We start from the raw sequence: 19502 nt of genomic DNA on the forward strand, positions 1-19502 counted from the left end.
ATGAAGCGACCTGTGTGCTTTTTAGAAAACGCTGGTCTTAGTCCGAAGCGGCTTGCTTGGCCTGCTGACGCAGCGCGAATTTCTGTATTTTACCTGTTGCCGTTTTGGGCAACTCCATAAAACTGAAATGTCGCGGTATTTTAAAGCCAGCCAAGTACTGACGGCAATGCGCGCGCAGTTCTTCCACCGTCACTTCCGCACCGGGGCGCAGCTCCACATAAACGTGAGGCGCTTCACCCCAACGCTCGTCCGGCTGGGCTACAACGGCCGCCGCCTGCACGGCTGGATGGCGATACATGACGTCTTCAATCTCAATGGAAGAAATGTTCTCGCCCCCGGAAATGATGATGTCCTTGCTGCGGTCCTTGATACGTACGTAGCCGTCCGGCTCGCACACGGCCAGGTCGCCGGTATGGAACCAGCCACCGCCCAGGGATTCCTGGGTGGCCTGCGCGTTCTTCAAATACCCCTTCATGGTGATATTGCCGCGGAACATGATCTCGCCCATAGTCTCGCCATCGGCAGGAACGGGCTCCATGGTTTGCGGATTCAAAACCTGTACGCCCCCTTGCAGGTGATAACGCACACCTTGACGGGCATTGCGCTGCGCACGCTCCTGGATATCCAGTTCACTCCAGGGTGCATGCTGCGCACAGACCGAGGCGGGGCCATAAGTTTCGGTCAGGCCGTAAACGTGGGTCAGCGCAAAGCCCATGCGCTCCATCCCTTCAATCATGGTGGCCGGAGGTGCAGCGCCTGCCACCATGGCCGACACGCCCTTGGGCAGGCGGGACTTCAGCGCTTCGTCGGAGTTGACCAGCAGGGAGTGCACAATCGGCGCACCACAATAGTGGGTGACGCCGTAATCGACCATATTGTCGACCATAGCCTGGGCTTCCACCTTGCGCAAACAGACGTTCACACCAGCACGGGCTGCAATCACCCAGGGGAAAGTCCAACCATTGCAATGGAACATGGGCAGGGTCCACAGATAGACCGCGTGCTTGGGCATGTCCCATTCCAAGACATTGGACAAGGCCCCCAGATACGCGCCACGGTGGTGGTAGACCACGCCTTTGGGCTTGCCGGTGGTACCGCTGGTGTAGTTCAGGGCAATCGCATCCCACTCGTTAGCGGGCAATTGCCAGTCGTAATCCGGGTCGCCTCCGTCCACGAACTCTTCGTAAGTTTGCGAGCCGATACGCTCTGCGCCAGTGTCAAAATAATTGTCCACGACGTCGATGACCAGAATGGGCTCTTTGCTTTCGCGCAGGCTCAAGGCTTCTTTCATGACGGCGGCAAATTCGCTGTCCACCAGCACCGCACGCGCTTCGCCGTGATCCAGCATATAAGCGATAGTGCTGGCATCCAGACGGGTATTCAAGGTATTCAGTACGGCACCACACATGGGCACACCAAAGTGTGCCTGAACCATGGGCGGAGTATTGGGCAACATCACGGCCACGGTATCGCCTTTGCCAACCCCAGCCTTGGACAGCGCACTGCCCAGCTGACGAGTACGGGCATACAGCTGAGACCAGCTCATCTTGATGCCGTTTTGGGCGGGCCCGTAAACCAGAGCCGGATAGTCAGGGTAGACAAAAGCACTGCGCTCGATGAAATCCAGCGGCGACAAAACACGATAATTGGCGTCTGTCTGGGGCAAATCCTGATCGTAAATACTCACCACAAAGTCTCCAAAAAAGGGCGGGCTAACCGAAATTCACGGCGGTCCGTCTGATAATTGCGCTCTTACATTAGCTGGCTACGCGCCTTTGGGCAAGGTCGCCTTTTCAGTCATAGAGGCGCATAATGACACGCTATCCTAGGTATATATCGCGACCGGCTGACTGCTCGCTGACAGTTTGCCCCCTACCTGAAGGCCCTTCATGCCCGTAGCCATGCTGTATATTGCCGCCGGTGGTGCCCTGGGCGCATTGGCGCGTTGGTTCTTGAGTCAGGCTTTGAATGCCCTGTTCCCCACCCTGCCCCCCGGTACTTTGCTGGCTAACTTGATTGGCGGCTATTTGATGGGTATCGCAATGGCCTATTTCAGCGGCTTAGGCCTGGGTCACGAAGGCTGGCGCATGTTCGTCATGACGGGCTTTCTGGGTGGCCTGACCACTTTTTCCACCTTTTCCGCCGAGATCATGACCTTGATGATGCAGCAGCGTTATCTGTGGGCCATGGGCGGCATTGCCATCCACGTTGCCGGTTCCCTGCTCATGCTGGGTCTGGGCATGGCCACGTGGAGCCTGTTTCGGGGGCAAGCATGATAGACGTCCATTTTCTTCAGGCCGGCTCCCCTCCTCCTGATGTCGAGCAACGTTTTGGCAACCAGAATGCCTGGTTCAAACGCGCTTTGCAGCCCCTGGATGTCAATGTCCACACCTGGCGAGTCCATCAGGATGATGCCCTGCCTGCGCCGGACTGCCCCGACCCGGTGGTGATCAGCGGTTCCTGGAGCATGGTCACCGACAAGCTGGACTGGAGCGAAAACCTGGCCGCCTGGATTCGGGAACGCTATCAGACACACATGCCTTTGCTGGGTATTTGCTATGGCCATCAGTTAATGGCCCACGCCTTGGGCGGGTGCGTGGATTACCACCCCAAAGGGGCCGAGGTCGGCTACCTGCCCATTCACTTGTCCGAGCAGGCCCACGAGCATGAACTGCTGGCCAATCTGCCCATGCAATTTCCTGCCCTGCTGACGCACCAACAAAGCGTATTGAGCTTGCCCGAGCATGTGGAAATACTGGGCAGCTCTGCGCATGATCCGCATCAAATACTGCGTTATGGCCCCGCGCAGTGGTCGATTCAGTTTCACCCTGAATTTTTTGCCGGCCTGCTACGTTACTGCGTGCTGCGCAAGGCCGAATCCTGGCGAGCCCAAGGCATAGATCCCCAAACACTGGCAGACCCTATTCAGGACACGCCCGACGCCCATCGTCTGCTGTGCAATTTTGTACAGGCTTACTCGTCCAGCGGCCCTAATGGCCGACGGAAAAACTCGCCGGGCGTTTGACCCATCAAATCCCGAAAAGCTGCCACAAAGGCCGACATGCTTTCATAGCCACAAGCTAACGCGACATCAGTAACACGCTCTTGCCGCTCCAGCAAAGGCAAGGCACTCATGACACGCAGTCGCTGACGCCAGACCCGAAACGTCAGCCCGGTCTGCTGACGAAACAGACGGCTCAAGGTTTTTTCTGACAAACCCTGTTGCTCTGCCAAATCCTGCAAACTCCAATCGCCCGAAGGTTGGGCCTGCAATTGCTCGCAGACCTGCAAAAGACGCGGGTCCGAAGGCCAAGGCAGAATCAGGCCACTTTCAGGCGCCGCCAGCAAACGATCCAGCAGGACTTGCACCAGACGCCCCTGCGCCCCCTCGCGCTCGTACAGCACAGGCAAAAGGCTGAACTCGCGTATCAGTTCACGCAGCAAGCGGTCTACCACAACCACTCGACACACCGTAGGGGCCTCTGGCAAGGCGCTGACATCAATATAAAGACTACGAATCTGCGCATCAGGCGAGCTACGCACCCCATGTTCCACACCCGCAGGCACCCATACCGCCTGCTGAGGCGGCGCCATGAAGCGCCCGCTGGCAGTACGCACTTCGATCACCCCCGTCAGCGCATAGGAAAACTGCACCCAGGGATGCCGATGTGGGCGGGCAATGGCCTGATTGGGCAAGGTACGCTCCTGACCATATAAAGGCCTGGGTAGATAGCGCAACTGCTGCAAACTCTCCGGAATTCGCTCCGCAGGCATCAGAATGTCCGTTTGTCGATAATCCATATCCGTTTAGCGATAAACCCCCAAAAAGGTCTACGGTAAAGTGAGGCCTTTCATAACGCAAGCCTTTCAAGCCTCTAACAAACCCATGTTCTCTCAACTGCGACTGCTTTTTGACAACTTCACCCTGATCCTGATCGGCGTAGTGGCACTGGCAAGTTTCTTTCCCGCCTACGGCCAAGGTGCGGTGTTCTTTGACGTGATCACTGGTCTGGCGATTGCCCTGCTGTTTTTCATGCACGGGGCCAAGCTATCCCGCGAAGCCATCATTGCTGGGGCCACCCACTGGCGTTTGCACCTGCTGGTCTTTGGCTGCACCTTTGTCATGTTCCCCCTGCTGGGCCTGCTGTCCAAGCCCATCTTGCTGCCATTGCTGGGCATGCCCTTGTTTGTGGGCATTCTGTACATGTGTGCCCTGCCCGGCACCGTGCAATCGGCCATTGCCTTTACCTCGATTGCTCGTGGTAACGTGCCTGCCGCGATTTGCAGCGCCTCGGCCTCCAGCCTGATCGGTATTGTGCTCACCCCCGTCTTGTTGAAACTGCTGCTTGATGCAGACGGTGGTTCGGCCACGTCGACCCTGGACGCCATCAAGAAGATCAGTCTGCAATTGTTGTTGCCTTTTGTGGTCGGCCACTTGATGCGCCCCCTGATTGGCAAATGGATGGATCGCAACCGTAAATGGCTGCGCAGCGTGGACCAGTCCTCCATCTTGCTGGTGGTCTACACCGCTTTCAGCGCCTCGGTGATTGGTGGCCTGTGGCAAGCCGTACCGCCCAAGTCCCTGGCTATCCTGGCCGTAGTCTGCCTGGTCTTGCTGGCCATCATCCTGTTCCTGACCACCTGGCTGGCCCGCAAGCTGGGCTTCAATAAAGAAGACGAAATCACGATTGTCTTCGGTGGCTCCAAGAAAAGTCTGGCCACTGGCGTACCTATGGCCCAAGTGCTGTTTACTGGCGCCGCCATTGGCCCGGCCCTGCTGCCCATCATGATCTTCCACCAGATCCAGTTGATGGCTTGTGCATTCATTGCGAATAAGTATGCGCAACGGCCTGAGACTCCTGAGGAAGCGATCAGCTTGCAAAAGGCCTGATAGCACTCCATCGTCAGCAGCCCCCCGACACGTGGAGCTTGCTTTGGAGACAGCGGCACAAAAAGAAACCGGCTTGATGCCGGTTTCTTTATTTATAGATTCGAAATGTAGACAAAGATATCGGTGCCGTCGTACTTGAAGGAACCATCGGGATTCTTTTGAGTGAGCACCTTGCGCAAATCGACCGGATGTAGCCAGCCTGCTCCCAGCAAACCGCCATTGATCGCCCGAATTTCGGTCCCTCCAACCGCGACGGCAGCATGGAAGAACTCCATGCCCTTGACTCGACAAAAGCCAATGGCCTTGCCGCCAGGCAAGGAATTCCGACCATCCCACATTCTGCCTTCAGCAAACTTGAATACTGGCAGCCAGTTCTGCGCCGAAATGGAAGTCAGCTGATCAAAACTGATTTTCGCATTATATAAATAACGCATATAGGCAGCGGCGTCATAACACACCCCTTTCATATAAGCCGTAATATCATCTGGCCCATGGATCAGGTGATTATCTGCATAGATAATTCTATCGGACGCCGAAAGCTTCGCCGTCTTCGTTCCTTTCTCTGTCAAATTCATGGCTAAACCCTTGTAAACAGATAAAAAACAAGGGCCTATAGTAGCAGTCGAATTCTGTTAAAAACCTGAAACCAGGCTTGATTAGCGATTGAATTAACTAATCGAAAATAAGGCGACAGCCTAATTAGTATCTTTATATTATTTGAATAAAAACTTGTTTATTAAAATAAATAAACCAGTTAAAAAACAAAAATAAAACCGGAATCAATCTCAGCAAAATATTTCTATTTCAGCTTATTGATCTTGTCGTTCAAAGTTGCAGCAGACAACTCCCCGGCTCGGACATCAACCAAACGTCCCTGCTCGTCCAAAAACAAGGTTGTAGGCAAGCCACGACTGCGCACGGCCTGGCCCAGCTGCATTTGCGGGTCGCGCCACATATTATCCAGCTCCAGATTCTCGTCCAACAGGTACTTCTGGATCTCGGCCAGTTCCTCGCCCTGGTTCGCAAACACGATATTCACGTCGGACCGGGTGGATTGCACTTGCTTGAAGGCAGGCATTTCGCGGCGGCACGGAGGACACCAGCTGGCCCACAAGTTAACGACCGTGACCTTGCCTTTATACAAATCCAGATTTTCCGGAGCACTGACATCAAGCTGCATAGGGATCAAGTCTATCTCGGGCAATGGCATGGCGGTTTCCACTCCCCCTCGTCCTGTCGCGACCATGATTAGCGAAAATGCCGCCACACCAACGGCCAACCCTCCCGATACAGCAGGCAAAACGGCCTTGTCACGCAGCACGCGCCACAGCACATAGAACCAGCCTGCCGTCACGGCTGCCGGGATCATCAGACCGCCGTCGCGCAAATCCAGCCAGCTCAAGGGTTCGCTTTGATAAAACGGCCATTGCTGGATCAGAAAACCCAAACGACCGACCAGCACACCCAGAATCATCGCGCGCCACAGCACCGATTCGGCTCGGGTCTGCTTGCGTCTATCCAGCCAGGCGGCCAGAAACAGCCCCAGCAATGCCGCGACCATAAAAGCAAATAGAGACGTGGCAAAGGTAAAGGGACCGAGCTGTATGCTTTGCATAAACATAAATCCTGACAAGACCAAATAAAAATCGACCCGCCATAAGCGGGTCGGGGCAATAAGTACAGACAGCGTCGCTGCTAAAAGATTCCCTCAATCAGGAGGCGCTACTCAAAATCTGCATGAATTGGCCCATTTTCGTTTTGCATTTGATGCCGGGTTCCAGCTCGACTCCACTGCTGACATCAATCGCATAGGGACGATGCAAGGCGACTCGTTCGGCCACATTGTCGATACGCATGCCTCCGGCAAGAACCAGCGGCGGCAGTCCGTCCTGGCCGTCCAGACGCGCCTGCAGCCCCTGAATCAGCTCCGGATCAAAAGCCGTACCGGTGCCGCCATAGGCATCGTGATAACCATCCATCAGCCAGGCTCGGGCATCCTGATACTTCAAGCACTGTTCCAGCAGGCCATCCACCGTATCCAGACCAGGCGCACCGACTCGGAAAGCCTTGATATACGGATGCGCGTAGCGACGGCATTCTTCCGGGCTTTCTTCACCGTGAAATTGCAGCAAGTCCGGTTGCACCTGTTCCAGAATTTCCCGAACAAAGCTCTCGGACGCATTCACAAACAGGCTGACTGCCTGCACAAACGCCGGCACACGGGCGCGCAGGGCAACAGCCTGCTCCGTACTCAGCATACGGGCACTTTTCGGGTAAAAGACAAACCCCACCGCATCCGCGCCCAACTGCACGGCAGCATCAATATCCTGCGCTCGGGTAAAGCCACAAATCTTGACTCGGGTACGGCTGAACATCACACATCCTTGAATAAAAAACGGGGGCCAGATGCCCCCGTGTGAATCATGAAATAAGCTTATTGGAAACTGCTGGCCGCGTCATCCGTTCCAAATCCGTAGCTGTCAGAACCGTAAGTCGATTCCGTACCAAACTGGATTTGCGAATCCTCCAGCAGAACTTCGCCGTGCTTATAGTGCGTAACCAGTCCGGGGAAGACCAGTACCGTTGCCACCATCAACAACTGAATGATAATAAACGGTACCGAGCCCCAGTAAATATCCGTTGTGGCCACACGCTTGATGCGCTCGCCCGTGACCTTGTCGGTGTAGTCCTCTTTGGGGGCGACGGAACGCAGGAAGAACAGCGCAAAACCAAAGGGCGGGTGCATGAAGGAGGTCTGCATATTGACCGCCAGCAAGACACCGAACCAGATCAGGTCAATGCCCATCTTGTCGGCAATCGGCCCGAGCAGCGGCACAATAATAAAGGCCAGCTCAAAAAAGTCCAGGAAGAAAGCCAGCAGGAAGGTCAGGATACTGACGATAATCAGGAAGCCCCACTCACCGCCAGGCATGTCGATCAAGAGGTGTTCCACCCACAAATCGCCATTGATGCCACGGAAGCTCAGGCTAAAGACGGTCGAACCCACCAGAATGAAGACCACGAAGCAGGACAGGCGGGTCGTCGATTCCATGGCCTGACGCAGCAGCTTCCAGGACAGGCGGCCACGAGATACCGCCATGATGATGGCGCCGACCGCCCCCATCGCCCCACCCTCTGTGGGCGTTGCCACCCCAATAAAGATCGTACCCAGCACCAGAAAGATCAGGAACAGCGGGGGCACCATCACAAAGACCACGCGCTCGGCGATCTTGGACAGCATTTTCAGCTTGAGCAGCTTGTTGATCAGCGCGATCACCCAGGCCGTAATACCCCACAACAGCAGCACCACAACCACGTGCTCGTCCATCGGGATATTAGGGTGCGTGGCAAAGTAGTGCTGCGAACCGAAGTACGCCACCGCGGTTGCAACCAGCGTCAGCACAATCAGGGATGTCAGGCCGCGGCTACCATTATCTTCAACATAGATACGCGCTTCGGGCGGCAAGGCCGGGGCCGATTTGGGCTTGATGTAGGACATCACGACGATGTAGACGATGTAGACCGCCGTCAGCAGCAAACCGGGGAGCATGGCGCCACGGTACATATCACCAATGGATCGGCCCAGTTGGTCAGCCAGAATGATCAGTACGATGGAGGGCGGAATGATCTGCGATAAGGTCCCGGAGGCGGCAATCACCCCCGTCGCCAGCCTGCGGTCATATCCGTAACGCAGCATGATGGGCAAGGAGATCAGGCCCATGGAAATCACGGAAGCCGACACCACACCCGTTGTGGCGGCCAGCATGGCCCCCACCAGCACCACGGCAATTGCCAGGCCACCCCGCAGGGGACCGAACAACTGACCAATGGTCTCCAGCAAGTCCTCCGCCATCCCTGATCGCTCAAGAATAAGCCCCATCAGGGTAAAGAACGGAACGGCCAGCAAGGTATCGTTTTCAACAATGCCAAAGACCCGTTGCGGCAAGGCCTGGAACAGCGCCGGCTGCATCATGCCCAACTCGATGGCGACCAGACCGTACAGGACACCAATCGCAGACAGCGTGAAGGTAACCGGGAAGCCCAACAGCAAAAACACGATCAAGTTGATGAACATGATCGGGGCCAGATTATCAGTCAAGAATTCCATTGTTACTGGCCCTTGGAAACAGAGATTGTTGCTTCATTTGCCTGGGCAATCTCGCGGATTTCCTGGGCAAGTTCTTCTTCGGCACTCAGCCCCCCATTTCTTAACAAGGGGTTAGGACAAGCACCACGCAAAAAGCCTATGCATTTGATCAGATGCGATACACCGGCCAGGGCTAACAAAAAGAAGCCAACGGGAATCAATAGCTTGACCGGCCAACGTATCATCCCCCCGGTATTGGAGGAGAGTTCGTTCAGCACATAGGATTGCTGGAAAAAGGGAATCGAGAGCCAGAAAATAAGCAGTGTGGCGGGCAAAAGGAAAAAGATCACGCCGATAACATCGATCCAGACCTGAACCCGGGGCGGGAATCGTTCCGCCAGAGCATCCACCCGTACATGCTCGTTGACAAAGAAGGTGTAACCGGCTGCCAGCAAGAAAATTGCACCGAATAAATACCACTGCAATTCAAGCCAGTAGTTCGAGCTGACGCCAAACACTTTACGCACGATGGCGTTAATCGCACTGACCAACACCACGATCAGGGTCAGCCAAGTCACGGACTTACCAACGACCGTATTCAGACGGTCGATCAAACTAGACAATCGTAAGAAGAATTTCATGGCCTTGCTCAGGATATGGTCGCCTTCAGGATTCGCTTGTGGCTAATGCTCGAAGGTGGTCGGCCTTATACAGATAAGAATGTAAGAGAAGAAAATGGCTTCACATTTTATACGATTGAAGCATGTGAAGCCGGTTCGAATACCGGGGATAAACCCTTTAGAAACGGACTAAATCATGATTTTTTTCAGGCCGTTTCACCAAAACGCAATCCACTTAACTCATAGAGCAAATCGTAGGGATTGCTGGCGGGAATATCGAACTGCTTGGGGTAATCCACCCCGGCCAGATACAGGCCACTGGCATCGAAAGTCGGGGCTGACAAGCGGCGATCGCGCTGTGCCAATAAATGCAGCACCCAATCAGGCGGCTGACGGCCTTGGCCGATATAAATCAGCATGCCCATCAGATTGCGGATCATGTGATGTAAAAAGGCATTGGCGCTGAAACGGAACAGGAAAAAGTCGCCCTGCTGTTCAATCCGGATCTGCGACATGGTGCGCACCGGACTGGCCGCCTGGCATTGCGAGGAACGAAATGCGCTGAAATCATGTTCGCCCACCAGGTGCTGGGCGGCCTCTTGCATCAGAGCCAGGTCCAAAGGACGAAACACCCAGGCCACTCGACCATGCAACAAGGGGGAACGCACCCGGTGCTGGCGCAGCAGATAAACGTAATGACGGCCTTGGGCCGAGAAGCGGGCATGAAAATCATCCGGCACTTCGCGTGCCCATTGCACGGATACAGAGTCCGGCAGCAAGGCATTCAAACCGCGTACCCACGACTCCAGGCTGCGCTCGGCAGCCGTGTCCAGATGAACGACTTGATTGAGGGCGTGAACGCCAGTGTCGGTGCGACCGGCGCAGATCGTAGAAACAGGCTGGGCCGTAAAACGGCCCAGTGCCTGCTCCAGAACATCTTGAACGGTGTTGCCACCGGCCTGACTTTGCCAACCCAGCCAGGGCGTCCCTTCATAGCAGACACCCAATGCGATACGTCTCATGGTGGCTGGGCCTTTTACTGACGAACGGGAGGCTCGTCCGAAGGCGGCTGGTCCAGATCCAGATTGATTTTTTCCAGCTTTTCCCGAACCATCGCTTCGCTGACAGGGGCGGGCGAATCGTCACCGTTGCGGTTCTCGCTATTCGCGCGTCGCAACACCCAGGTCACCAAAATAACGATGAGGGCCAGTACTACGGCCATCACGGCCAACATATGTTCTTGAATCCAGGACACGGTCTTTTTTGCCTTGTTAACTGCACCGGCCATCTTGCCCTGTTCGGGCTCGGACGGCACGGAAATCGCTCCTGCCACGGCGGCAGAAGAAGCGGCGCCTGAGGCGCCAGAAGAAGTATTACCAGTAGCAGCATCGCTGCCAGAGTCACCCAGACCCAGCTCCTGCGCTGAATCCAGGATCAGATCTTTAGCGGCCTCGCCTTGGGACTGCAAGGCACGGCCCAGGGTGGAGACATTCTCTTCCAGCTGCGAGACACGATCGCCGGTCTCGCGCAGCTCCTGCTGCAATTGCTGTTTGGCGTCACGGGCCTCTGCCCCTGCCGACAATAGCAAACGATCCTGGCCTTGCGCCTGAGCACCTGGCTCGCCGGAGCCTGTTTGTGCTACACCTTGAGATGCATCCACCTGATCCTGTCCTGCTTGCGCAGCGGAGCGCAAGGCCTGAGCCTGATCAACATAGAAGCGGCGGGCTTGGGCATCGTCAATGGACAACATGGCCGCCGCATCAGGAATCTGTAGCGTTTGGCCCGCCTTCAGGCGATGCATATTCTGGTCGATGAAGGCATTCGGGTTCTGCTTTTGAACCGCCATCATCCACTGATAAGAGCTGACACCATCCACCGCATGGCGGCGCGCCAGGGCATGCAAGGTATCACCCGATTTCACGCGTACCGCGCTTTGGGTCTGCACACTGGATGCAGAGCTCGAAGCAGAAGCCTGCACGGATACCGGTGCCCGATACGCTGCCTGTGGCTGAGCCACTGCCTTCACGGCCACCGGGGCCGGAGCCAGGACGCTGACCTGATGCAGGAACTGCCCGCTATCACTTTGAATCTGCAAGAGCACATCGGCCACCGAGCCCGAGAACATCTGCTCGGAGGACAACCGAATGCGTCGTACTTGCCCCTGCCCATCCCGCTCGATCACGGCCTTCAAGGAGTCCAAGTCAACCGGAGGGGTCAAGCCCGCCTGTTGCCAGGCGGACAAGGGGGCGGGTGTCACCTTCAAGGACAGGCTTTCTTCAGGGCTGATCTGTCGAATGCCCACATCCAGCTTGAAAACCTGATTAGGAGCCGACACAAAACGACTATGACCGATTTCCAGGGCGGAAACCGGCGCAGCCGCCAGCATCCCGGCCAATAGCAGGGCCGAACCCAGCGTACGTACAGGATGCAGACGGCCAGCCATGATTAGAGCTCGCCCAAAGCGATGCGCAACATGCGGCGCAGCGGTTCAGCCGCACCCCATAGCAACTGGTCGCCAACCGTGAAGGCGCTCAGGTACTCGGGGCCCATGTTCAGCTTGCGCAGACGGCCCACAGGGATGTCCAGCGTGCCGGTGACGGCAACCGGAGTCAGCGCTTCGACCGTGGCTTGACGCTCGTTAGGCACAACCTTGGCCCACTTGGAACCTTCAGCCAGGATGTCGGTGATCTCGTCCAGCGGAACATCGCGGGTCAGCTTGATAGTCAGTGCCTGGCTGTGGCAGCGCATGGCACCGATACGCACGCACAGACCGTCGATAGGAATGTGCTTGTCCTGTGCACCACGGCCCAGGATTTTGTTGGTTTCCACACCGCCTTTCCACTCTTCACGCGTCATGCCATTGCCCAGATCGGAGTCGATCCAGGGGATCAAGCTACCGCCCAGGGGTACGCCAAAGTTTTTCTGAGGCAGATTGGGGTCGCGTTGTGTCTGCAAGACACCGCGGTCAATATCCAGAATGGCCGATGCGGGATCGTCCAGCAGGCTGGAGACGGACTGGTTGATCAGACCGAACTGAGTCAGCAGTTCGCGCATATGCTGTGCGCCACCACCGGAAGCAGCCTGGTAAGTCATGCTGGTCATCCACTCAACCAGATTCTGGTTGAACAGACCGCCCAGACCCATCAGCATGCAGCTAACCGTACAGTTGCCACCGATGAACTGCTTGCCACCTTTGGCCAGTGCAGCATCGATAACAGGACGGTTGATCGGGTCCAGCACGATCACGGAGTTTTCGTCCATGCGCAGCGTGCTGGCCGCGTCAATCCACAAACCATTCCAGCCAGCGGCACGCAGCTTGGGGTAGATCTGGCTTGTGTAATCTCCACCCTGGGCGGTCACAATAATTGGCAACTTTTTCAAGGCGTCAATATCGTGGGCGTCCTGCAATGGGCCAGCACCGTCAGCCCACGAAGGAGCTGCGCCGCCAGCATTGCTAGTCGAGAAAAACACCGGCTGAAAAAGGGAAAAATCGCCTTCGTCGCGCATGCGCTGCATGAGCACGGAGCCCACCATCCCACGCCAGCCGACCAAACCTACCGCTTGAGTCATGGTAATACCACCTGGATATATAAAAAAATAAAACGATAAAAGATACTATCGCAAAGCCTTGAGCACTGCATCCCCCATAGCACTGGTGCTCAGCAATTGGCAACCGTCTTCGTAGATGTCACCGGTGCGCAGACCTTGTTCGAGCACGCTGGCAACCGCCGCTTCAATACGCTTGGCCTGGTCTTCTGCATTGAGCGAGTAGCGCAGCAACATGGCAGCGGACAAAATGGTGGCCAAAGGATTGGCCTTGTCCTGACCGGCGATATCGGGTGCCGAGCCGTGGCTGGGTTCGTACAAACCTTGCTGGGATGCGTTCAGAGATGCCGAAGGCAACATGCCAATGGAGCCTGTCAACATGGCCGCTTCATCCGATAGGATATCGCCAAACAGGTTGCCTGTGACAATCACGTCAAATTCTTTTGGTGCGCGCACCAACTGCATGGCGGCATTGTCCACATACATGTGGCTCAATTCCACGTCCGGATACTCACGGGCCACATCAATCATGATGTCACGCCAGAACTGGGATGTTTCCAGCACATTGGATTTATCCACGCTGCACAAGCGCTTCTGACGTTTTTGTGCGGCCTGGAAACCCACGTGAGCGATACGGCGCACTTCGCTTTCAGCATAGTGCATGGTGTCAAAGCCCTGACGCTCGCCCGCGAAGTTGCCCTCTTCCACCGTACGCACGCCACGAGGCTGGCCGAAGTAAATATCACCTGTCAATTCGCGCACGATCAGGATATCCAGACCGGACACAACTTCTGGTTTCAAGGTAGAAGCGTTAGCCAGTTGCGGGTACAGGATGGCGGGACGCAGGTTGGCGAACAGGCCCATGGCACGACGCAAACCCAAAATGGCTTGCTCGGGACGCAGGTGACGCTCCAGCGAGTCGTATTTCCAGTCACCCACGGCGCCAAACAGCACAGCGTCGGAGTTTTGAGCCAGGCTCAGCGTTTCAGGTGGCAGGGGGTGGCCGTGCAAATCGTAAGCGGCGCCGCCCACGGGAGCCACGGTCATTTCCAGATCCATGCCCAGAGCACCCAGTACGCGCTGCGCCTGTTCGGTAATCTCGGGACCGATGCCATCACCGGGCAATACTGCAATTTTATGAGTCATGATGAGTAGGACGTAAAAATTAGGGAATAAGTGTGAAGAACTCCGGCCTGATGGCCGGAGCATCTTGGCTGCCAGACCAAGGCAGCCACCGCAAAGCTTCTATCGGACCTCAAGCAGGCTCAAGGCTGGCCCACCAGCCAGGGATGACGAGCCAGGCGCTCGGCTTCGTACTGACGGATCATGTCCGCTTTCTGCAAGGTCAGGCCAATTTCATCCAGACCATTCAAGAGGCTGTGCTTGCGCGAGGCATCAATGGTGAACGGCAGTTCACGACCTTCAGGCGTAATCACGCGCTGCTCGGCCAGATCAATGCGCAGTTTGTAACCCGGGAAGGCTTTGACTTCGTCAAACAGACGCGCAATATCCAGCTCGTTCAGGACGATAGGCAACAAGCCGTTCTTGAAGCTGTTGTTAAAGAAGATGTCGGCAAAGGACGGCGCGATAATGGCGCGAAAACCATATTGCATCAAGGCCCAGGGAGCGTGCTCACGGCTGGAGCCACAACCAAAGTTCTTGCGCGCCAGCAGCACGGAAGCGCCCTGGTAGCGGTCCTGGTTCAGCACAAAGTCCGGGTTCAGCGGGCGGCGGGAATTGTCCATGCCGGGCTCGCCGTGATCCAGATAACGCAACTCATCAAACAAGTTGGGGCCAAAGCCGGTGCGCTTGATGGATTTGAGGAACTGCTTGGGGATGATCAAGTCCGTATCCACGTTCTCCCGATCCAAGGGAGCGACCAGACCTTCATGAGTAGTAAATGCTTGCATGGTGTGGATTTCCTCAGTTGAACGAACGCACGTCGACAAAATGGCCGGCAATGGCGGCAGCCGCTGCCATGGCTGGGCTGACCAGGTGGGTACGACCACCCTGCCCCTGACGTCCTTCAAAGTTACGGTTGGAGGTCGAAGCGCAACGCTCGCCCGGTTCCAGACGGTCAGCGTTCATGGCCAGACACATGGAGCAACCAGGCTCACGCCATTCAAAACCGGCGTTCAGGAAAATCTTGTCCAGACCTTCTTGCTCGGCCTGACGTTTCACCAGACCGGAGCCGGGAACAATCATGGCCTGCTTGACGTTGGAAGCGACTTTGCGACCCTTGGCCACGCTGGCAGCCGCACGCAAGTCCTCGATACGGGCATTGGTACAGGAGCCGATGAACACGCGGTCGATACGGATGTCGGTCAAGGGCATATTGGGCGTCAGGCCCATGTATTCCAATGCACGCTCCATGCCATTGCGGGTGACTTCGTCTTTTTCTTTCTCTGGATCGGGTACGCGGCTGTCGATAGGCAACACCATTTCAGGCGAGGTGCCCCAAGTCAACTGAGGGGTGATCTGACTGGCATCGATGCGAATCACGCGATCAAACTCGGCACCTTCGTCAGTGTGCAAGGTGTTCCAGTAAGCCACAGCCTGATCCCACAACACACCTTTGGGCGAGTAAGGACGGCCACGCAGATACTGAATGGTTTGCTCGTCCACAGCCACCATGCCTGAACGTGCACCGGCTTCAATCGCCATATTGCACACGGTCATGCGGCCTTCCATAGACAAGGCGCGAATTGCCGAGCCGCCGAACTCAATGGCGTAGCCGGTACCACCAGCAGTACCGATCTGACCGATCACGTACAGGATCAGGTCCTTGGCAGTACAGCCGAAAGGCAGCTTGCCGTCCACCTGGATCAGCATGCTTTTGCTTTTCTTCATCAGCAAGGTCTGAGTGGCCAGCGTGTGCTCGACCTCCGAGGTACCAATACCAAAGGCCAAAGCGCCCACGGCACCGTGCGTGCTGGTGTGGGAGTCACCACAAACCACGGTCATGCCAGGCAAGGTCGCGCCCTGCTCAGGGCCGACAATGTGCACAATGCCCTGACGCACGTCGTTCATGCGGAATTCGGTAATGCCGAATTCTTCGCAGTTGGCGTCCAGGGTATCGACCTGCAGGCGCGAGATCGGGTCTTCAATACCGTTCTGACGGGAGGTGGTGGGGACGTTGTGGTCCGCCACAGCCAGGTTGGCACTGATGCGCCAAGGCTTGCGGCCGGCCAGAGTCAAGCCTTCAAAGGCCTGGGGGCTGGTCACTTCATGCAGCAAGTGGCGATCAATGTAGATCAAACAGGTGCCATCCGTGTCCTGATGCACGACGTGTTCGTCGAACAACTTATCGTATAAGGTTTTTGCCATTGCGCTCTCGCGATTCAGTTGAAATTACAGTCCGCACAAAGCGGGCTGCACATTAATTTTTTCTTATTATGACAGGCGCAGTAACTGGGACAAGACCAGTTTCCATACTAGTATTGGGACTACCACCCTAAATAGAAACATGCCCCTGAAAAAGGTCTCCCGGAGCCTTGTCAAAGAAGGCTCCGGGAGACCAACGTCGTCAGCCTTGGCGATTGCTGCAGGCCGGACTCTTGTTCAAGAAGGTTCAGCAATGGCCAAGCTCAAACGTTCTACCCATTCATCGGCCATGCCCTGATCGCTGATATTGGCAAAGCCCATCAACAGCCCCTTATGCACAGCAGGCGATATTTGCCAATCGCTCAAGGCCTGAACGGCTAGGCCATGTTCCTGGGCAGCCTTGGCCAAAGGCCGGTCATCTTCTGCCCTCCTCAAATTGGCAAGCACATGAATCCCCCCTGCCTGGCTTTGCACCTGCAAGCGCTCCCCCAGTATCTGTTGCAGAGCCTGCACCAAATAAGCCCGACGTTGTACATACAAAGCCCGCATCTTGCGCAAGTGCCGCGCAAAGTAGCCCTGCTCCATGAAGTCCGCCACGGTAGCCTGCGTCAGGATGGAACCCGGCCCGCCTGAATAGTGAGCCGCCTGCTGGAAACGCTCCACCTGGGACAAGGGTGCGACCAAGTACGCCAGCCGCAAACCGGGATTCAGAACCTTGCTGAAGGTGCCGGTATAGATCACCCTGTCGTCCCTATCCAGACTTTTCAGGGCAGGCAAAGGACGTCCGTGATAGCGAAACTCGCTGTCGTAATCGTCCTCCACAATCCAGGCCTGCTGCTGTCTGGCCCACTCCAGCAATTGCAAACGCCTGGGTAGGGACATGGCCATGCCCATAGGGCTTTGATGAGTGGGGGTCACGATGGCAAAGCGTGCCTGTGGGCAATGCTGCTGTCCGGCTATAAGGTTCAGGCCGTCTTCATCCAGCGGCACCGCATGCACGTGCATGCCGGCCAGCTTCAAGAACTGGCGGGCAAAAATATAGCCAGGATTTTCGTACCAGCCCGCGTCACCCGGATTCAGAACGCTACGACACACGAGCTCCAGCGCCCCCCAATACCCGGCCGTCACAAAGATCTGCTCCGGCAGACAAGCTATGCCGCGCGATACGCCCAAATAAGCCGCAATAGCCCGCCGCAACGGCGCATAGCCCACCGGATCGGGGTAACGCATTGCCACGCCCCCCAAAGAGCGCTGATTCTGGTTGGCCAGTCGTGCCCAGGTCTTGCGCGGAAAGGCATCCAAAGCCGGCAGGCCCAGCTGAAATGGCAAAGGGGGTGAGTCTTCTGCTGGCACATATGGCGAGGCACGCAGGGATGAGGCAGGGACACTGGCATATCTTTTCGCAGCCAAACTGGCCAACTGCGGTGACACCACCGTTCCTGCCGGCCCTCGTGCCAGAAAGTAGCCTTCACCCAGCAAGATTTGATAGGCCTGCTCCACCGTACCCTTGGCCACATTCAGCTCACTGGCCAGACTACGTATGGATGGCACCCGGTCGCCGGGGCGCAATTGGCCTGCAGCAATCGCATCCCGAAAGCGCTCGTACAACTGCTGATAAACAGGAATGCCTGGTTCCCGGCTGGGTTTCCAGTGGCGTAGATCCATACCCATGTCCTAGTCAATTATTGTTTTCTTGTCACTGATGACCAGGACATTACTCATGGATAATCAACAAGTAAAGCGGATAGCCCAGCTTGATACTCAGACTGACGCAAACAGTGAATCCCACCCCATACAGCTACGGCCTGCTCCGCCCCCTGTCTTACTTTCGATTGGATACGCCATGAGTGCACTTCGCCTTCCCTACGACACCCTGTCTCCCAAAGCCTATCAAGGCCTGCTGCAAACGAAGCTGGCTTTGGACAAAAGCAGCCTGGGCAAAGAATTGATTGAGCTGGTTAATTTGCGCATTTCGCAAATCAACGGCTGCTCCTTTTGCCTGGAGATGCACGCTGCCTCCTTGCGCAGCTCGGGCGTGCTCAATGCCAAGATAGACAGTCTGGCAGGCTGGCGTGTCAGCGCGCACTTTGACGAACGCGAACGTGCGGCTCTGGAATGGGCAGAATCCGTGGTGGATGTTGCTCACACTCATGCACCCGACGAGCACTTCGAGCCCTTGAAAGCCCATTTCAACGATACGGAAATTTCGGATCTGAGTTTTGCGATTGCCTTGATGAGCGCATTCAATCGCTTGGCTATCAGCATGCGCAAGTAACCACAAGAGATGATCCTGCAGCACAAGCAGTAGAAGTCCCACGCAACAAGCCAGGCGTCAGGCGGAATCAGACCGTTCAGCGGCAAGACGGAGCGGTCGGTTTATTGGCCAGCAACCCCGCCTGCACCGCAGGCCGTGCAGCGATCACCTCCAGCCACCGTTGCACATGCGTATACGCGGTGATATCCAGGCTCAGCTCGCCCCAGGTTCTTAGCCAGGTAAATGCAGCAATATCGGCAATGCTGTAATTTTCCGAAGCGATAAAAGCGGATTCACTCAGTCTGCTGTCCACAACCTGGTAAAGCCGAAGCGACTGTGTTTGATATCGCTGTATCGCTTCGGCATTTCCTGTTTTCGAGCCATGCAAAAACCACCACAGTTGCCCCAGCATCGGACCAATGCTGCCAATCTGGAAATGCAACCATTGCTGCACAGCGACGTTTTCAGCTTCCGTCGCGGGCAATAGGCATCCCGTCCTGGATGACAAATAAGAAAGAATCGCGCCAGACTCGAAAACAGTCAGGCCGCTTTTCCGATCAACGATGGCGGGAATCTTGCCGTTTGGATTGATCTTGAGGAAATCCGTTTGATGCTGATCTCCCCTATCAAGATCAAGGTCAAACTGCTCATAAACCAGTCCAGCCTCCTTGAGAAAAATGCTGACCTTCTGCCCATTGGGTGTGTCCGCCGTATAGAACACGAGATCGCTGGCTTGCGTCATGACTATCCTTGCTGGTGAATATAGTTGCAATTACAATA

The 19502-nt window shown here is 56.1% G+C and carries 19 protein-coding genes; 4 read left to right on the forward strand and 15 right to left on the reverse strand.

The features are described from left to right. Positions 1 to 37: 37 nt before the first annotated feature. Positions 38 to 1690 (reverse strand): acyl-CoA synthetase, encoded by a 1653-nt coding sequence (locus OSH04_RS01320; protein WP_009462125.1) that lies wholly within the window; start codon positions 1688 to 1690, stop codon positions 38 to 40. Positions 1691 to 1889: 199 nt separating this feature from the next. Between OSH04_RS01320 and crcB the strand changes: the two genes are divergently transcribed. Beyond that, a complete protein-coding gene (gene crcB, locus OSH04_RS01325; RefSeq protein WP_009462127.1) occupies positions 1890 to 2276 on the forward strand; it encodes a fluoride efflux transporter CrcB in 387 nt (128 codons plus the stop codon). After that, the gene (locus tag OSH04_RS01330; protein ID WP_247966758.1) at positions 2273 to 3025 is read left to right on the forward strand and encodes a glutamine amidotransferase; all 753 of its coding nucleotides are present in this window, start codon (positions 2273 to 2275) and stop codon (positions 3023 to 3025) included. Before crcB ends, OSH04_RS01330 begins: the two co-directional genes overlap by 4 nt. Here OSH04_RS01330 and OSH04_RS01335 read toward each other — a convergent pair. Then, on the reverse strand, positions 2974 to 3801 hold the full coding sequence (locus tag OSH04_RS01335; protein WP_035271826.1) for an AraC family transcriptional regulator: 828 nt from the start codon (positions 3799 to 3801) through the stop codon (positions 2974 to 2976). The two genes, OSH04_RS01330 and OSH04_RS01335, sit on opposite strands and share 52 nt — an antisense overlap. Positions 3802 to 3886: 85 nt before the next feature. On the opposite strand from OSH04_RS01335, the gene OSH04_RS01340 reads away from it, so the two are divergent. Next, complete coding sequence (locus OSH04_RS01340) at positions 3887 to 4891, forward strand: bile acid:sodium symporter family protein (RefSeq protein WP_060185163.1); 1005 nt, start codon at positions 3887 to 3889, stop codon at positions 4889 to 4891. A gap of 92 nt (positions 4892 to 4983) precedes the next feature. Here OSH04_RS01340 and OSH04_RS01345 read toward each other — a convergent pair whose 3' ends face one another. The 12 genes from OSH04_RS01345 to pdxR form a co-directional block, all read right to left on the reverse strand. Further along, the gene (locus OSH04_RS01345; protein ID WP_022983149.1) at positions 4984 to 5466 is read right to left on the reverse strand and encodes a hypothetical protein; all 483 of its coding nucleotides are present in this window, start codon (positions 5464 to 5466) and stop codon (positions 4984 to 4986) included. A 224-nt stretch (positions 5467 to 5690) separates the two neighbouring features. Beyond that, positions 5691 to 6506 carry a TlpA disulfide reductase family protein gene (locus OSH04_RS01350; protein ID WP_247966756.1) on the reverse strand — a complete coding sequence of 272 codons (816 nt, stop codon included), beginning with the start codon at positions 6504 to 6506 and terminating at the stop codon, positions 5691 to 5693. Between the two features lie 97 nt (positions 6507 to 6603). Next, complete coding sequence (locus tag OSH04_RS01355; RefSeq protein WP_035272792.1) at positions 6604 to 7266, reverse strand: phosphoribosylanthranilate isomerase; 663 nt, start codon at positions 7264 to 7266, stop codon at positions 6604 to 6606. A gap of 59 nt (positions 7267 to 7325) precedes the next feature. Beyond that, positions 7326 to 8999 carry a TRAP transporter large permease gene (locus OSH04_RS01360; RefSeq protein ID WP_247966754.1) on the reverse strand — a complete coding sequence of 558 codons (1674 nt, stop codon included), beginning with the start codon at positions 8997 to 8999 and terminating at the stop codon, positions 7326 to 7328. 2 nt (positions 9000 to 9001) lie between these two features. Continuing rightward, positions 9002 to 9619 (reverse strand): TRAP transporter small permease subunit, encoded by a 618-nt coding sequence (locus tag OSH04_RS01365; protein WP_035272797.1) that lies wholly within the window; start codon positions 9617 to 9619, stop codon positions 9002 to 9004. Positions 9620 to 9804: 185 nt separating this feature from the next. Next, positions 9805 to 10620: a tRNA pseudouridine(38-40) synthase TruA gene (gene truA, locus OSH04_RS01370; RefSeq protein WP_009462143.1), complete on the reverse strand. Its 816-nt coding sequence runs from the start codon at positions 10618 to 10620 to the stop codon at positions 9805 to 9807. 14 nt (positions 10621 to 10634) lie between these two features. Then, the gene (locus OSH04_RS01375; RefSeq protein WP_266107799.1) at positions 10635 to 12041 is read right to left on the reverse strand and encodes a type IV pilus assembly protein FimV; all 1407 of its coding nucleotides are present in this window, start codon (positions 12039 to 12041) and stop codon (positions 10635 to 10637) included. 2 nt (positions 12042 to 12043) lie between these two features. Next, on the reverse strand, positions 12044 to 13168 hold the full coding sequence (asd, locus tag OSH04_RS01380) for an aspartate-semialdehyde dehydrogenase (RefSeq protein WP_026483365.1): 1125 nt from the start codon (positions 13166 to 13168) through the stop codon (positions 12044 to 12046). Positions 13169 to 13213: 45 nt separating this feature from the next. Then, positions 13214 to 14290: a 3-isopropylmalate dehydrogenase gene (gene leuB / locus OSH04_RS01385; protein WP_009462147.1), complete on the reverse strand. Its 1077-nt coding sequence runs from the start codon at positions 14288 to 14290 to the stop codon at positions 13214 to 13216. Between the two features lie 119 nt (positions 14291 to 14409). Then, the gene (gene leuD / locus OSH04_RS01390; RefSeq protein ID WP_009462149.1) at positions 14410 to 15054 is read right to left on the reverse strand and encodes a 3-isopropylmalate dehydratase small subunit; all 645 of its coding nucleotides are present in this window, start codon (positions 15052 to 15054) and stop codon (positions 14410 to 14412) included. A 13-nt stretch (positions 15055 to 15067) separates the two neighbouring features. Further along, positions 15068 to 16471 carry a 3-isopropylmalate dehydratase large subunit gene (gene leuC, locus OSH04_RS01395; RefSeq protein WP_009462151.1) on the reverse strand — a complete coding sequence of 468 codons (1404 nt, stop codon included), beginning with the start codon at positions 16469 to 16471 and terminating at the stop codon, positions 15068 to 15070. A 234-nt stretch (positions 16472 to 16705) separates the two neighbouring features. Further along, positions 16706 to 18133, reverse strand: a complete 1428-nt coding sequence (gene pdxR, locus OSH04_RS01400) for a MocR-like pyridoxine biosynthesis transcription factor PdxR (protein WP_266107800.1) — start codon at positions 18131 to 18133, stop codon at positions 16706 to 16708. A gap of 178 nt (positions 18134 to 18311) precedes the next feature. Here pdxR and OSH04_RS01405 point away from each other — a divergent pair, with 178 nt between their 5' ends. Next, positions 18312 to 18743, forward strand: a complete 432-nt coding sequence (locus tag OSH04_RS01405) for a carboxymuconolactone decarboxylase family protein (RefSeq protein WP_115633773.1) — start codon at positions 18312 to 18314, stop codon at positions 18741 to 18743. A 76-nt stretch (positions 18744 to 18819) separates the two neighbouring features. Here OSH04_RS01405 and OSH04_RS01410 read toward each other — a convergent pair whose 3' ends face one another. Further along, positions 18820 to 19464: a glutathione S-transferase family protein gene (locus tag OSH04_RS01410; RefSeq protein WP_239054321.1), complete on the reverse strand. Its 645-nt coding sequence runs from the start codon at positions 19462 to 19464 to the stop codon at positions 18820 to 18822. Between the last annotated feature and the right edge of the window lie 38 nt (positions 19465 to 19502).

It is taken from the genome of Alcaligenes nematophilus (assembly GCF_026344155.1).
In the GTDB taxonomy this organism is placed as follows: domain Bacteria; phylum Pseudomonadota; class Gammaproteobacteria; order Burkholderiales; family Burkholderiaceae_B; genus Alcaligenes; species Alcaligenes phenolicus.